This is a genomic window from Streptococcus mitis (assembly GCF_003942795.1).
Taxonomy (GTDB): domain Bacteria; phylum Bacillota; class Bacilli; order Lactobacillales; family Streptococcaceae; genus Streptococcus; species Streptococcus mitis_BJ.
Genome location: NZ_RJNY01000005.1, coordinates 60,715 through 77,056 on the forward strand (window position 1 = coordinate 60,715; position 16,342 = coordinate 77,056).

At 41.0% G+C, this 16,342-nt stretch carries 11 protein-coding genes and 1 pseudogene; 11 read left to right on the top strand and 1 reads right to left on the bottom strand.

Annotated features, from left to right (window positions below):
- Positions 1–260: 260 nt before the first annotated feature.
- The 4 genes from D8847_RS03680 (at position 261) to D8847_RS03695 (ending at position 7,557) form a co-directional block, all read left to right on the top strand.
- Positions 261–2,294, top strand: coding sequence for a site-specific DNA-methyltransferase (locus D8847_RS03680; protein ID WP_125840644.1), 2,034 nt, complete (start codon positions 261–263; stop codon positions 2,292–2,294).
- Between the two features lie 9 nt (positions 2,295–2,303).
- Entirely contained in the window at positions 2,304–5,204 is a 2,901-nt protein-coding gene (locus tag D8847_RS03685; protein ID WP_125840645.1) for a type III restriction-modification system endonuclease, read from the top strand.
- A 256-nt stretch (positions 5,205–5,460) separates the two neighbouring features.
- A complete protein-coding gene (locus D8847_RS03690; RefSeq protein WP_125840646.1) occupies positions 5,461–6,024 on the top strand; it encodes a sugar O-acetyltransferase in 564 nt (187 codons plus the stop codon).
- A 285-nt stretch (positions 6,025–6,309) separates the two neighbouring features.
- A complete protein-coding gene (locus D8847_RS03695; RefSeq protein ID WP_125840647.1) occupies positions 6,310–7,557 on the top strand; it encodes a carbohydrate-binding domain-containing protein in 1,248 nt (415 codons plus the stop codon).
- Positions 7,558–7,618: 61 nt separating this feature from the next.
- On the opposite strand, the pseudogene D8847_RS10850 reads toward D8847_RS03695, so the two are convergent.
- Positions 7,619–7,753 (bottom strand): annotated as a pseudogene (locus tag D8847_RS10850) (low temperature requirement protein A); the annotation flags it as partial.
- Positions 7,754–7,981: 228 nt separating this feature from the next.
- Between D8847_RS10850 and D8847_RS03705 the strand changes: the two are divergent.
- The 7 genes from D8847_RS03705 (at position 7,982) to D8847_RS03735 (ending at position 16,265) form a co-directional block, all read left to right on the top strand.
- A complete protein-coding gene (locus D8847_RS03705; RefSeq protein ID WP_125840648.1) occupies positions 7,982–8,698 on the top strand; it encodes an ABC transporter ATP-binding protein in 717 nt (238 codons plus the stop codon).
- Position 8,699: 1 nt separating this feature from the next.
- Positions 8,700–9,782 carry an ABC transporter permease gene (locus D8847_RS03710; RefSeq protein WP_125840649.1) on the top strand — a complete coding sequence of 361 codons (1,083 nt, stop codon included), beginning with the start codon at positions 8,700–8,702 and terminating at the stop codon, positions 9,780–9,782.
- Positions 9,783–9,821: 39 nt separating this feature from the next.
- Positions 9,822–10,445 (top strand): TetR/AcrR family transcriptional regulator, encoded by a 624-nt coding sequence (locus D8847_RS03715; protein WP_000361924.1) that lies wholly within the window; start codon positions 9,822–9,824, stop codon positions 10,443–10,445.
- Between the two features lie 272 nt (positions 10,446–10,717).
- The gene (locus D8847_RS03720) at positions 10,718–11,482 is read left to right on the top strand and encodes a nucleoside phosphorylase (RefSeq protein ID WP_125840650.1); all 765 of its coding nucleotides are present in this window, start codon (positions 10,718–10,720) and stop codon (positions 11,480–11,482) included.
- Positions 11,483–11,515: 33 nt separating this feature from the next.
- Positions 11,516–12,895, top strand: a complete 1,380-nt coding sequence (locus tag D8847_RS03725) for a TrkH family potassium uptake protein (protein ID WP_125840651.1) — start codon at positions 11,516–11,518, stop codon at positions 12,893–12,895.
- 13 nt (positions 12,896–12,908) lie between these two features.
- Complete coding sequence (locus D8847_RS03730; protein ID WP_001283889.1) at positions 12,909–13,574, top strand: potassium channel family protein; 666 nt, start codon at positions 12,909–12,911, stop codon at positions 13,572–13,574.
- A 156-nt stretch (positions 13,575–13,730) separates the two neighbouring features.
- The gene (locus D8847_RS03735) at positions 13,731–16,265 is read left to right on the top strand and encodes an SSURE domain-containing protein (RefSeq protein ID WP_125840652.1); all 2,535 of its coding nucleotides are present in this window, start codon (positions 13,731–13,733) and stop codon (positions 16,263–16,265) included.
- Positions 16,266–16,342: the final 77 nt, after the last annotated feature.

Sequence of the window (16,342 nt, forward strand, 5' to 3'; positions counted from 1 at the left end):
GTATATTCGATGTTTTTAGGATTTGATCGTTTAAATTATGATATAATAAAAACATCAAAAGAACTTTGGTTGATACTTAAGAAAACTCTATGAACCGAAGATGCGAGGAGAAATTATGCATAAAAAACCGCACACACACATATATATATATATATATATAATTTCGCGAATAGCTAAGTTTTTTTATGTTTTATTTATACGTATACCTGTTACTTTTGTGACAGGCTTTTTGCGTACCATAAGCATGAAGGAGGTGGCTCATGCTTAAGGATATTCGGATGGAAAATCAAGCCATCACATCTAAATCAGCCTTTCTCAAGGAGTTGAAGAGTAAACTTCCAGATTTCTTTGTAGGCGAAAGCTTTGATATGGACAAATTTAAGAGAAATCTAGCTAAGGAGAGTATTCAAACGGAGTTGTCTTCTGGCTACCAACTAGATTTTGTTGGAAAGAACTATGCAAAAAAACAAACAGGAGAGCTTTCAGAAACGGTGGTTGTTCCTAATATCAAGCATAATGAAGAGATGATTCATCAGAACAGCCGCAATCTCTTTTTTACGGGAGATAATTTGGAGGTTCTACGTCACCTACAAGCTGGTTATGAAAATAGCATCGATGTCATCTATATTGACCCGCCCTATAATACAGGATCGGACGGTTTTGTCTATCCTGATAGCTTTTCTCACAGCGATGAGAAACTCAAAGCTATGTTTGGTCTGGATGAGGAGGGGCTTTCTCGGCTTAAGTCTATTCAGGGCCGTGCCACACACTCAGCTTGGTTAACCTTTATGTATCCTAGACTCTGGCTGGCAAAACGTCTTCTCAAGGATACGGGTGTTATTTTTGTCTCTATCGATGATAATGAACAAGCTAATCTAAAATTACTTATGGATGAGATATTTGGAGAAGGACAGTTTGTGGCTAATCTAGCTATTGAAAATAATCCTAAGGGAAGAAAAAATGGGAAATTTGTAGCTGTCAGTCATGAGACACTGTTAGTTTATGCAAGAGATTTTGACAAAGCCCTTCCGTTTGAAAATGTTGTAAGAAAAAACAAATTATTAAAAGATGAATATGGGTATTATTCCCATGGGAAGCGTGTTTTAGTTGGTGAAAGCACAAATAAACTAGCTGCTGATGATAATAAGAATTACTCAGTTTATTATAATGGAGAAGTGATTGAGCTAGTAACTGAGAAGATCGATGAAGTTAGAAGTGATTTGTTAGATAAGGGATATAAAGTTTATAAATCAATAAAAGATGGGGAACTTCTTGAAAATACGTACTCTAAAAGTAAGTTTCTAGAGTTATTTAATACAAAATCGTTGATATTTAAAGAAGAGAGTATCTATGAAAAAGATAGAAATGTTTACAAACAACAAAAAAGTTTAATCAAATCATCTGATGAGTGGGATTTCAAAACGGAGACTGCTGGTTTTGTTTACGGAGAATTTGATTCAAAGAAACTGTTTTCAATGCCAAAAAATCCATCTTTTATTAAAATGTTATTAAAGATGTTTGGAAACAACTCTGCCACTGTTCTAGACTTTTTCGCTGGATCTGCGACGACAGCTGATGCAGTCATGCAGTTAAATGCTGAGGACGGAGGAAATCGTAGCTATATCATGGTACAGTTAGATCAGCCGACTTTTACGACAAACTCTGATGGCACAGAAAGCCCTGCAAAAGGGGCAGAAGCTGCCTATAAGGACGGTTATCGCTATATTGATCAAATTTCTCGTGAGCGGATTAAGTGTGCGAGGGCTAAAATTCTTGAGAGAAATCCTAGTTTTCCTAACTTTGATGGTGGATTTAAGCATTATCAAGTAGTCAAGCCTGATCAGAAATTGTTGGAAGACTTGGATACGTATGATATTGAGACAGGAACTTTTATGGATGGATCTGGACAGATTAACTTGATCGGCGAAGATTATTTTGACGACATGTTGACACCTTTTTCAGCAGATTATCTGGGAGTTGAGGGGGGAGCTTTAGCTTACGAGACCATTTTGACAACTTGGAAGTTATCAGATGGATATGCAGTTGATAAGAAAGAAAATTATCTTGACCTTGCTGGTTACCCTGCTATCCAACTGGATAATCGTTTATATTTGATTGAACAGGGCTGGACAGAAGAGCAGACAAGAGTATTAGTCAATCTTCTTGGTAGGCGCGAGCTGGAGGTTCAGACTATCATTCTATATGGTTATAGTTTTGAGATGACAGCCCTGCGTGAGCTTGAGTTAGCCTTGTCCAGTCTGGACAAGGTAGTTAAGTTGATAAAGAATTATTAGGAGGTCGTCATGAAACTATTTCTAGAAGAACTGCCCCATCAAGAAGAAGCTTTAAAAGCTATTATGGATGCATTTCCAAAGATTGATGATGGTAGTACGGATCCCGATATCAACTATGTCTATGCTAATCCTCTTCTCTATGGACGCTATGATGAGAAGAAATTTTTAGATGTCAAGATGGAGACAGGAACTGGTAAGACCTATGTATATACCAGACTTCTCTATGAGCTTCACAAGGAGAGAGGACTTTTTAAATTTATTATAGTCGTACCGAGTCCCGCTATCAAAGAGGGAACCAGACATTTTATCCAGTCGGATTATGCTAAACAGCACTTTTCTCAACATTACAGTAACGTTCGTATTGATCTCAATGTCATCAATGCAGGAGACTTTAAAGTGAAAAGTGGTCGCAAAAACTTTCCAGCTCAACTGACAAGTTTTATCGAAGGCTCAAGGCTTAATAGCAATACGATTCAAGTTCTTCTAGTCAATGCAGATATGCTACGATCGTCTTCTATGACGAGTGACAAATACGATCAGACCCTTTTGTCTAACATCACACAGCCCATTGCAGCCCTTGAAAGAACGCGTCCAGTTGTTATTATAGACGAACCACATCGTTTTCCCATTGACGGCAAAAATTATCAAGCGGTAACCAGTCTCAAGCCTCAAATGATTGTTCGCTTTGGGGCTACATTTCCTGAGGTGATGGTAAAAAATGGTCGAGTAGGACATTTAAAGAAACACTATTATCAAGACCAACCAGTCTATAACTTGACTGCTGTTAAGTCCTTTAATCAAGGGCTTGTAAAGGGGATTGATATTGCTTATCCTAAATTGACTAAAGAGGAAAGCCAAAATATATGGAAGGTAGTAGGCGTAAAAGCGAAGGAGTTGACGCTGAAAAAAGGCAATTTGACAAGGACGCTAGCGGTTGGAGATAATCTTGCTGATGTTGATTCTGCTTTTGAGGGGGATGTTTTTTATGCAGGTTCCAAAGTGCTCAGTAACGGATTAGAATTGGCTGTTGGGATGATGCTCATGCCTCACACCTTTGCTAACTCTTATCAGGAACTCATGATAGAAGATGCTATTGATAAACACTTTATAAAGGAATGGGAACTTTTTAGTCGTCCGAATAATCAACCTAAGATTAAGGCTCTAACCCTTTTTTTCATTGACTCTATTGCCTCTTATCGAAAGAAGGATGGCTGGTTGCGTTTGACTTTTGAGCGTCTGCTTTTGGCGAAATTGCAAAGCAGGATAGCAGATATGGAAAAAATGTCAGATGCTATCAGTAAAGATTATTTAGGCTACCTTAAAGCAAGCCTATGTGACTTGCAGGCTGATACTCAGTCCATTCATGCAGGCTATTTCGGAGAAGATCGTGGGTCAAGTGCCGATGATATCCAAGCAGAAGTTGATGATATTCTTCATAATAAAACCAAGCTATTGTCTTTTAAAGATGGTGAAGGGAATTGGCTAACTAGACGCTTCCTCTTTTCAAAGTGGACGCTTCGTGAAGGATGGGATAACCCCAATGTTTTTGTTATTTGCAAACTTCGTACTTCCGGATCTGAAAATTCGAAGATTCAAGAAGTAGGTCGAGGACTTCGTCTTCCAGTTGATGAGAAGGGACGCCGTGTCACACAAGACGAATTTGTCTCTCGGTTGGATTTCCTCATTGGATATGATGAGAGAGATTTTGCCCAAAAATTAATTGGAGAAATCAACAACGACGCTCCAATTGAATTTAATAGAGAAAGATTAGATGAGCAAACGATTCGGTTGATTCTTAGCCATTATTCGGATTTGACGGAGAATGCCCTCAAAAATCAGTTGGGACAGAAGGGAATTATCGATTTTTCTATGACTTATCAAGAGGGGGGATGGGAGAAATTATGCCAGTTGTATCCTATCCTGACAGAACAGCAACTGAGAGGCGATAAGGTTCGTAATAGTAATGAGACAAGACCCGTTACGCATGTTAAATTAAATCAAGACAACTGGAAACAGGTGAAAGAACTTTGGAGAGATTTTTCGAAGCGACGTATGATAGTTTTTGATGATGGAGCTGTTGACATATCACAACTTATGGATCAGATATTTTTAGATGAGACGCACTATGTTGTTGAATATTCTGGTATGATAAGGGAAAGTCTGGTAGCAGGGGATAGTGAAGTTGCTAGTTCAACGGAGACAGCTCGTTATAGCCATACGAGAGCTGGTATGGCGTATGGAGACTTCCTCAAAAAGCTGGTACAGGAAACGAATTTACCTATTACAGCATTACATAGGCGGCTCTTAAAAGTATTGAAAAAAATTAGAAATGATAATATTCTAAATAATGAAACCTTGAAAAATTTGGTTAAAGCCTTTAAATGTGCTTTTGAGAAGAGTTATAGCACGGCTTATCGCTATGAAAGTTTGGATTTTCAAGCTATTACAACACTTTATGATGCTACAACGGATAGTTTTGTAAATGAAATTATTATTGGAAATTTAGGTACAAAAGAGTTGACTGAGGTTGGGAGGGAAGAACGATATCTTTACGACCGTCCACCCGTTTACTATGATAGTGAGAATCCAGAGAAAAAACTTCTTCAGCATCACTATGATAAGACAGTAACAGTATTCGGAAAACTTCCTAAATCTGCTATTCGTATTCCAAAATATACGGGTGGAACAACTAGTCCTGATTTTGTTTTTGTAATTGAAGGTGCTCAAAATAAGATTATTTATCTTTTTGTAGAAACTAAGGCAGATAATATGCGAGGCACTGATAAATTAGCTATTGCTATTCAAGAGTATTTTTTTAATTCCTTGGGAAATCAAAATATTGTTTATCAGGTGGCAACGGATGAAGAGCAAGTTTATCAGAAATTGCGAGAACTTGGTACGAAGCAATGATTTTTATTATGGTTTCGATGTTCAGGAACAATTTCCTTGCTGAATAAAAAGTGATTTCCATTTTGGAAATCACTTTTTTACAACATCATGTAAACAAATACATTGTGATTGATATAGACAAAGCGAACGATTTCTAATCGATAAATTGCAAGAATAAGTGAGCGTTGATAGTGTCCGAAAATTTGATATTATAGTATTCTTGACCTTTCAAAGGCTTTTTGATATGATGGGGCTAAAGTAAGTATGAGGTGATGCTATGACCAGCGAATACCAGAAAATGATAGCAGGAGAGCCCTATCATCCGTTTGATCCCGAGTTGCGGACCTTGACTCAGACAGCACGTCAGAAGCAGGCGGATTTCAACCAGGAACTAGACCCCTTGAAAGGGGCGGAGATTATCAAAAGTTGGTTTGGTTCAACTGGGGAAAATCTCTATGTCAATCCACGCTTGGTGGTCGATTATGGAGTCAATATCCATCTAGGGGAAAATTTTTATTCTAATTGGAATTTGACCATGCTGGATGTTTGTCCGATTCGCATCGGGAACAACGCCATGCTTGGCCCCAACTGTCAGTTTTTAACTCCACTCCATCCACTGGATCCGGATGAACGCAATTCAGGGGTCGAATATGGCAAGCCCATCACCATTGGAGATAATTTCTGGGCTGGAGGTGGCGTCATTGTCCTTCCTGGAGTGACACTGGGAAATAATGTCGTTGCAGGAGCAGGGGCCGTGATTACCAAGTCTTTTGGAGACAATGTTGTCCTAGGTGGGAATCCTGCGCGTGTTATCAAGGAAATACCAGTAAAAGAAAACTAAAAAGAACAGCCTGGACTGTTCTTTTTATGAACTCTAATCTTATAAATTTTTCTTCTTTTTTGCTTTCTTGGTCAAGGAAACATCGCACTGAGGGATGTTGGTTTTAAAAATCTATTAAAGGTAGTCTAGAGTTCAAAAATTGTTTTTAGCAGTCCTTTTTAAAAAATTACTAGGTGAAATCTAATCCAAACTAAATTTAAGGGAACTTTCAGAAAAGTTTTAGTTTCGTTTCAGAAATCTTCTGTAGACTGTCTAGCTATATCCTACGAAGGAGAGGAAAAAGGTATGAAATCAAAAAAATGGACCCTACTCGCAACGAGTTTAACGGCAATGGTGCTGATGGCAGCATGTGCCCAGTCAACAACTACATCCAATACCAATGCAACGACAAATAGTGCAACAACAACTTCAACAAAGACAAACCAATCATCCTATTTTACAGAGAAGGACAATGATACCTCTTATGACGAAAGCGCAGCTTCTAAGATTGAGCTATCTGGCTCATCAGCAAACGTCTCTGGAGATGGGGTGACAGTCTCTGAATCAACAGTGACCATCACAAAATCTGGAACCTATGTGATTTCAGGTCAGTCTGACGGAGTGCAGATCAAGGTCGAGGCAGATAAGTCGGCAGATGTTCACCTAGTCCTAAAAGGTGCGACCATGACCAATACCAATGCAGCGATATCTGCGACATCGGCCGGCCACGTCTATTTAACTCTAGCAGAGGGAACCACCAACAGTCTCTCTGACTCAAGCTCTAACAGCGACGAAAAAGCAGACACAGCTCTCTTTTCTAAGGTGGATTTGACCATCAACGGGAAAGGAACTCTCAATGTAGATGGCAAGAAGAACAATGGTATCAAGGCCAACGACACCCTCCATATTACGGGTGGAATCTATAACATCACAGCAGTTGGCGATGCCTTTAATGTCAATGATGAACTCAATATCACTGGTGCGACTATGACCATCGATGCCAAAGAAGATGGCGTAAAGGTGGACAATGACGAGGATACTTCAGTCGGAACCATGTACCTATCCAACAACAATATAACAGTCACAGCAGGAGATGATGGAATTCACGCTTCTGGTAACCTAGTGATTGATAGCGGTACCTATACCGTCAAGAATTCAACAGAAGGGATAGAAGGAAAATCCATCACCATAAACGACGGCGATATAAATGTCTATGCGACAGATGATGGTGTCAATGCGGCTAACAAAAATGCTCAACAAAGTGAGATTTTCTTTACCATGAACGGTGGGAACCTGACAGTAGAAGTTGGTCAAGGGGATACAGACCCAATCGACTCAAACGGGGATATCACGGTTACAGGTGGAACCATTAAAATGATTGGTCAAACAGGTTTTGACTTTGATGGAACAGCGACCTACACAGGCGGGGATATCTATCTCAACGGCGAAAAACAAACGGAAATCGTCAACTCTATGCCTGGAGGCGGTGGACCAAATGAAGGCCCTCAAGGAAATGGTGGTCCTGGCGGTCCAGCCCCTGGCGGACGAGGATAAAAAAGAATCTCCTTTCTCGAAAGAGAAGGGAGAGTTTTTATGTTTGAGAGATGGATTGTAGCTAAAACAACTCCCAATTAGGTCTTGAAAATTTCTTAGTCTGTTTCATATAAAAATGAGTAAAATGAATTTCCATCGCCAAGGTCATTAGAGTTGCGATGGCAATGACGATGGTAGGATTAGCTGAGAAAAGAAGAGGAAGAATAGGCCTTTAAAAAGTGGACAGGAAAGACCATTTCAGAGTATCGAGAAGAGATTTAGAAACAGCTCTAAAAGCAATAGCTATCCATTATAAGCATCAGATAATAATATCTGGTGCTTTATTTTTAAAAAAATTCAGATTTTTTCTTGACAAGTGAGTGATTACTCACTATAATAGGTTTATATTTAGTAAGTGAGTAATCACTCACCAAGGAGGAAGTAAATGAAAACATTACTACATTTACAAGATTTAGTAAAATCTTTTGACCATCAAATAGTTCTGAATCATGTCAGCTTTGAATTGCAGCCAGGAGAAATAATAGGCTTAATTGGTCCGTCTGGTGCTGGTAAATCAACTATGATTAAGACTGCGTTAGGAATGGAAAAGGCTGATGGAGGCGTAGCTTTAGTGTTAAATCACACTATGCCCAATCGCCATATTTTAGGAGATATTGGTTATATGGCCCAGTCAGATGCCTTATATGAGGCTTTGTCAGGTCAAGAAAATCTAGAATTTTTTGGTCAGCTAAAAGGGCTATCCAAAAGAGATCTGACAGCTGAAATTGCCCATGTGGCTCAAGTTGTGGATCTGACAGAGCATTTGAATAAAACGGTATCCGGTTATTCTGGAGGAATGAAGCGACGCTTGTCTTTAGCCATCGCGCTTCTGGGGAATCCTCAGCTCTTGATTTTGGACGAACCGACAGTTGGAATCGACCCTTCTCTTCGAAAGAAAATTTGGAAAGAATTATTCGCGCTTAGAGACAATGGGATTGGGATATTAGTTACTACCCATGTTATGGATGAAGCAGAGTTAGCGGATAAGGTCGGCTTGTTATTAGGTGGAAAAATCATTGCTTTTGATACACCGCAACACTTAAAAGATAGTTATCAAGTTTCAAGTATTGAAGAAGTATTTTTGAAGGCAGAAGGAGAGTAAGATGAGAACCATTGCTATTGCTAAAAAAGTTATCAAAGAATTGCTTCGTGACAAACGAACCTTGGCTATGATGTTTGTAGCGCCGGTATTTATTATGTGGCTGATGAACCTCATGTTTTCAGCTAGTACAACCGTGAATGTCAAGTTAGCGACACAAGATTTACCAACTGGTTTGGTAACGAAAATGGATGAGCTCGATCATGTGGACGTCGAGACTTATCAAGACTTAGATCAGGCTAAAAAATCTCTAGCTGACGAGAAAGTAGATGCAGTCATATCGTATAAAGATGGTGAGTATCAGGTCGACTACGCAAATACGGATGCTTCTAAAACAACTATGACACGACAAGTGTTACGAACAAGTATCGTCAATGAAGGCACCGATCAGTTATTATCTCGTGTCAAACAAGCTCTTCCACAATTGAAATTAGATGCAAAGGCGCCTGAAATCAAAGAATCTTACCAATATGGAGATAAAAATACTGGATTCTTTGCACATATGATTCCAATTTTAATTGGCTTTGTGGTCTTTTTCTTTGTCTTTTTGATTTCTGGTATGGCACTTTTGAAAGAGCGCACAAGTGGAACCTTGGATCGCTTGTTAGCAACCCCAGTGAAACGTTCTGAAATCGTCTATGGCTATATGTTGTCTTACGGTATTATTGCGATTTTTCAAACGGCAGTTGTCGTCTTAGCAGCAATTTGGCTACTAGATGTAGAAGTTGTAGGAAATATTTTAAATGTTATAATAGTTAATGTGGTACTGGCTCTTGTAGCACTAGCTTTTGGAATTCTCTTGTCTACTCTAGCAAAATCAGAATTCCAAATGATGCAATTTATTCCTCTCGTGATTATGCCTCAACTCTTTTTCTCAGGGATTATTCCATTGTCATCCATGGGAGAATGGGCTCCAACTGTGGGGAAATTTTTGCCATTAACCTATTCTGGTGATGCAATAAGCCAGATTATTCTTTACGGGCACAATCTTGGTGATATTTTGCCAAATCTTGGTGTTTTAATGATTTTCTTGATCATTTTAACAATTCTTAATATTGTTGGATTGCGTCGTTATCGTAAAGTTTAAAAATCAACATAAATAATGCTAAAAAGGTGTGAAGATTAGATGGATAAGACTGTTTTTGAATCGTTTGAAGATTACTTAGAAGAAGCGAATTACCCTCAAGGAAAGAAAAAAATCATGCAGGCAGCAGTGGATCTCATATCAACCAGGAGTTACCATGGGACCTCAACTCTTCACATAGCTGAGCGTGCTGGACTAAGTCAGGCAACTTTGTTTAAGTATTTTAAGACGAAGGATGATTTACTGACGGCTATTTTACATCCTGTAGTCCCAGGCATTTTCGGTAGTTTTTTTGAGGAACTCTTAGCTTTTGAAACGACAGAAGAGAGGGTTCGTTATCTCGTCCACGATCGTATGAGCTATCTCAAAAAAAATCGTGCTTTGATGAAAATCATTCTGCAGGAGAGTTTTTCAAATAAGAAACTAAAAAATGAACAGATTTTTATCTGGAATGCTATTCAAGATAAACTTCGAGTGCTTCATAAAGAATTGCTAGCAGATCCACGTGTAAATCCAGAGTTAACGATTCCTCAAATGGTTCGTATTTGTGTTGGTCCATTGTTGGCTTACTTCGCTCAACTTTATATCGTTAGCGACAACGGAGAAATAAAGGAAGAGGACCTAGACTTATTAGAAAAACAGATTTTAGGTGGTTTGTGGAAATAAGGGAGTTCTAGAAGAGCTAAGATTTATTTACTTGACTTTCAAACAAGCTAAAAAAGACATGTGCTGCTTATTTCAGATTCATGTCTTTTTTGTTGTTGGATTTGGTATTCTTCATAAGTCCTCAATGACTTTGCCAAAACAGAAACCGACTTCTCCAGCGGTGCAACGATTTCTCAAGTGTATGGAAGAGGAGATTTCTGGCTTGCTAAAGACAACTCCTTGACACTTCGTCAGCTTTTGATACAATAGTACAAAATTAGAGGAGGTGGGCTATGATTCAGAAGCATGCGATTCCCATTTTAGAGTTTGACGACAATCCCCAAGCGGTCCTTATGCCCAATCACGAGGGTTTAGACTTAAAGTTGCCAAAGAAGTGCATCTATGCGTTTTTGGAGGAAGAGATTGATCGCTATGCTCAGGAAGTAGGGGCGGATTGTGTTGGTGAGTTCGTTTCGGCCACCAAGACTTATCCAGTCTATATCCTCAACTACAAGGGCGAGGAGATCTGTCTGGCCCAGGCGCCCGTTGGGTCTGCCCCAGCGGCCCAGTTTATGGATTGGTTGATTGGCTATGGTGTGGAGCAAATCATATCCACTGGAACCTGTGGCGTCCTAGCCGATATAGAGGAGAATGCCTTTCTCATCCCTGTTCGCGCTCTGCGAGATGAGGGGACTAGCTACCACTATGTAGCACCTTCTCGTTATATGGAGATGCAGATTGAGGCTGTTTCTGCCATTGAGCAAGTCTTTGAGCAAAGAGGCATTCCCTATGAGGAAGTTATGACCTGGACGACAGATGGTTTTTACCGAGAGACAGCTGAAAAGGTTGCCTATCGTAAGGAAGAAGGCTGTGCTGTTGTGGAGATGGAGTGCTCTGCTCTTGCGGCAGTAGCTCAACTACGTGGGGTTGTCTGGGGAGAACTGCTCTTTACCGCAGATTCCCTGGCAGATCTGGACAACTACGACAGTCGCGACTGGGGTTCTGAAGCTTTTGATAAGGCACTCGAACTCTGTCTTGCCATTGTGCACTACATGTGAGTGCTCTTACTGTTTTTATGGTACAATGTAGCTATGTTATTCAAATCTTTTTTGGAAAAAATCAAGACGACGCTGGTTCGATTATCGCCAGCTCGTCGCATCTTTTTAAGTTTTGCCTTAGTTATCTTCTTGGGCTCGCTCCTTTTAAGCCTACCCTGGGTTCAAGCAGCAACGTCACAAGCGACCTACTTTGACCATCTCTTTACGACTGTGTCCATGGTCTGTGTGACAGGGCTCTTCACCCAGCCGGTGGCCTCTACTTACAATATCTGGGGCCAGTTGATTTGTATGCTCTTAATCCAGATCGGTGGTTTGGGGCTTATGACCTTTATCGGAATCTTTTATATCCAAGGGAAACAAAAGCTCAGTCTTCGTAGCCGTGAGACTATTCAAGAAAGTTTTAGTTATGGGGAAACCCAGTCCTTAAAGGACTTCATCCGATCGATCTTTTTGACGACTTTTCTGGTAGAAGGGCTCGGTGCCTTTCTACTGAGTTTCCGCTTCATTCCTGAATTTGGCTGGGGTCGAGGGATGTTAACCTCTATCTTTTTGGCTATTTCAGCTTTCTGCAATGCTGGATTTGATAATTTTGGAAGTACGAGTCTGGCAGTCTTTCAGACGGACCCTTTGATCAATCTAGTGATTGCAGGATTGATTATAACGGGTGGTCTAGGATTTATGGTCTGGTTTGACCTAGCGACCCAGTTTGGGAAAAAGAAAAAACGCCGTCTTCGCTTTCATACTAAGCTGGTTCTCTTTTTAACAGCGGGAATTTTATTCTTTGGAACGGTATCAACCCTTTTGATTGAGTGGAACAATTCAGGGACGATTGGGAATCTCAGCGTCCCAGAGAAACTGCTGGTTAGCTTTTTCCAGACTGTCAGTATGAGGACAGCAGGTTTTGCCTCTATTGACTACACCCAGGCTCGACCGGTCACCCTGCTGATCTACATCTTGCAGATGTTTCTGGGTGGGGCACCTGGAGGGACGGCAGGGGGACTCAAGATTACGACCTTCTTTGTCTTGTTGGCCTTCGCTCGTAGCGAACTATTGGGCTTACCTCATGCCAATGTGGCTCGGAGAACTATTGAACCTCGAACCGTGCAAAAATCTTTTAGTGTCTTTATTATCTTCTTGCTAACATTCTTGCTGGGCTTGATTCTGCTGGGGATAACAGCAGAAGGAAATCCGCGCTTTATCTACCTCATGTTTGAGACCATTTCAGCCCTTGCGACAGTTGGAGTGACGGCGAATTTAACACCAGAGCTAGGCAAGATAGCCCTCAGCATCGTTATGTTGCTGATGTTTATCGGCCGTATTGGCCCCTTGACACTACTGGTCAGTTTAGCAGAATACCAGCCAGACAAGAAAGATTTGATTCACTATATGAAAGCAGATATCACCATTGGATAAGAAAGGAAGAACGATGTCAGATCGGACGATTGGAATTTTAGGCTTGGGAATTTTTGGGAGTAGTGTTTTGGCTGCTCTTGCCAAGCATCATATGAATATCATTGCTATTGATGACCACGAGGAGCGCATTAATCAATTTGAACCCGTGCTGGCGCGTGGGGTAGTTGGGGATATCACGGATGAAGAACTCCTTCTATCAGCGGGAATTGACACCTGCGATACCGTAGTCGTTGCAACGGGGGAAAATCTGGAGTCCAGTGTTCTTGCAGTCATGCACTGTAAAAGTCTCGGGGTGCCGACCGTCATTGCCAAGGTAAAAAGTCACATGGCTAAAAAGGTACTGGAGAAAATTGGTGCGGACTCTGTCATCTCACCGGAATTTGAAATGGGACGTTCGTTAGCGCAGAGAATTCTCTTCCATAACAGCGTAGATGTCTTTCAGTTGGACAAGAATGTTTCAATTGTCGAGATGAGAATCCCCCAATCTTGGGCAGGGAAAAGCCTTAGCCAGCTAGATTTACGTGGACGATACAACCTCAATGTACTTGGATTTCGTGACTATGAAAATGCTCCTCTAGATGTTCAATTCGGTCCTGATGACCTTTTACGGTCAGGCGCCTATATCATGGCGGTGATTAATAACCAACATTTGGATACTCTAACAGAGCTGAGTGAGTAGGAGAGGGAGGGCTGTTTTCTTCCCCAATGATTAATGAATCAATATAAGTATTTTATAAGAGGGATTTAAGAAAAATTTTAACTTTTTCTTAATCCTTTTTAATTTTAGGAGATTATACTAGAGTCATCAAAAAAAGAAAACTCTAAGGAGAATCCTATGAAATTCAATCCAAATCAGAGATATACTCGTTGGTCAATTCGCCGTCTTAGTGTCGGTGTTGCTTCAGTTGTTGTGGCCAGTGGCTTCTTTGTCCTAGTTGGTCAACCAAGTTCTGCGCGTGCTGATGTCGTCAATCCGACTCCTGCCCAAGTAGTGCCAGACGCTGCTTCGGTGAGTGAAAAGAGCGACTTACCAGCAGAGGTTCTCAAAAAAGCAGTCGATGTAGCTCTTCCTTCAGAACAGTCTATTCCAACACCTAAAGCAAGTGAGGATACGACAAGCTCTTCAGAAAAAGCGGACGCAACTGCTAAAGAGCCAGTAGTAGCACCAAAAGAAGAAATGCAAGCAAAGCCAGATTCTAAGAAACAAACAGAAGATGCAGTTAAACCTGTGAAAAGTCCTGCGTCTACAGTTTCTGGACAAGACCGTGAAGCCAGTGAAGCGAAATCAGCGACCACTCCAGCTGAAGTCCAAAAAGGTGTGGCTGACAACACCAAAGACACAGTAGATGTTCCGGCTAGCTACCTTGACAAAGCCAATTTCCCAGGCCCATTTACAGCTGGTGTCAATCAAGTTATTCCATACGAAGCTTTTGGTGGAGATGGTATGCTGACTCGTCTTATCTTGAAAGCCTCTGATAAGGCTCCATGGTCAGACAATGGTTCAGCTAAAAATCCCGCTCTTCTACCAGTAGAGAAATTGGGCAAAGGCCTTTACTTCTACGAAGTAGACTTGGCAGGCACCCAAGGCAAATCTGACAAAGAGCTTCTTGACCTCTTGAAACAAAATGGTACGAAAAGCTATAAGGCTACCATCAAAGTGTACGGTGCAAAAGATGGCAAACCTGACTTAACTAATCTCGTAGCAACTAAAAATTTGGATGTTAACTTGAATGGTTTGACCACCCCAGCTGAAGTACAAAAAGGTGTGGCTGACAACACCAAAGACACAGTAGATGTCCCAGCTAGCTACCTTGACAAAGCCAATTTCCCAGGACCATTCACAGCTGGTGTCAACCAAGTCATTCCATACGAATTCTTCGCTGGTGATGGCATGTTGACTCGCCTTATCTTGAAAGCCTCTGATAAGGCTCCATGGTCCGACAACGGAACAGCTAAAAATCCAGCTCTCCCACCAGTAGAGAAATTGGGCAAAGGCCTTTACTTCTACGAAGTAGATTTGGCTGGTACTCAAGGAAAATCTGACAAAGAGCTGCTTGACCTCTTGAAACAAAATGGTACACAAAGCTATAAAGCTACTATCAAGGTGTACGGTGCGAAAGATGGCAAGCCTGACTTAACCAATCTCGTAGCAACTAAAGATTTGACTGTTAATTTGAATGGTTTGACCACCCCAGCTGAAGTCCAAAAAGGTGTGGCTGACAACACCAAAGACACAGTAGATGTCCCAGCTTCTTACTTGGATAGAGCCAATTTCCCAGGTCCATTCACAGCTGGTGTCAACCAAGTCATTCCATATGAATTCTTCGCTGGTGACGGCATGTTGACTCGTCTTATCTTGAAAGCCTCTGATAAGGCTCCATGGTCAGACAACGGAACAGCTAAAAATCCCGCCCTTCCACCAGTAGAGAAATTGGGCAAAGGTCTTTACTTCTACGAAGTAGACTTGGCAGGCACCCAAGGAAAATCAGATAAAGAGTTGCTTGACCTCTTGAAACAAAATGGTACGCAAAGCTATAAGGCTACCATCAAGATGTACGGTTCAAAAGACGGCAAGCCTGACTTAACTAATCTGGTAGCAACTAAAGATTTGACTGTTAATTTGAATGGTTTAACCACACCAAGTCAGGTTAAAGAGTCTGTTGTTAACAATATCAAAGACATGATTGATGTTCCAGCTAGCTACCTTGATAAGGCTAAGGTTCCTGGACCTTTCTTGGCCGGTGTCAACCAAGTTATTCCATACGAAGCTTTTGGTGGAGATGGTATGTTGACTCGCCTCTTGTTAAAAGCATCAGACAAAGCCCCATGGTCAGACAACGGAACAGCTAAAAATCCTGCTCTATTGCCACTTGAAGGCTTGGCTAAAGGCCAATATTTCTACGAAGTGGATTTGAATGGCAACACGACAGGCAAAGAAGGACAAGCCCTTCTAGATCAACTTCGTGCCAATGGCACTCACACTTACCAAGCTACTGTTAAGGTCTATGGTTCTAAAGATGGCAAACCTGATTTGACCAATCTGATTGCTACTCGTCAAGTAACGATTCGACTTCGTGGAAAAGAAATGGCGACAACACCATCTCAACCAGATCAGATGAATACGAAGCCTTCTGAAACAGGCTCTACAGGCACGACTGAGGGTATGATGGGTACAGATCACCATATGTCAGATATGAAAGTAGATCAACCAGCTTCTAGCCCAATGGCTAATATGATGAAAAAAGATGATAAAGCGATGCTACCAAATACTGGGGAAGCTAAAACGGCTACAGCTGGCCTTGGTATCTTTGGTCTAGCCTTGGCAGGTCTTGTTGGACTTTTGGGTTTGACAACCAAACGAGAAGATTAAGATTCAAATCACTTAAACATTAGGGAAAATAGTGTTATACTAAAGCAAGTATAACACTGTTTTTATCGAAGGAGTGT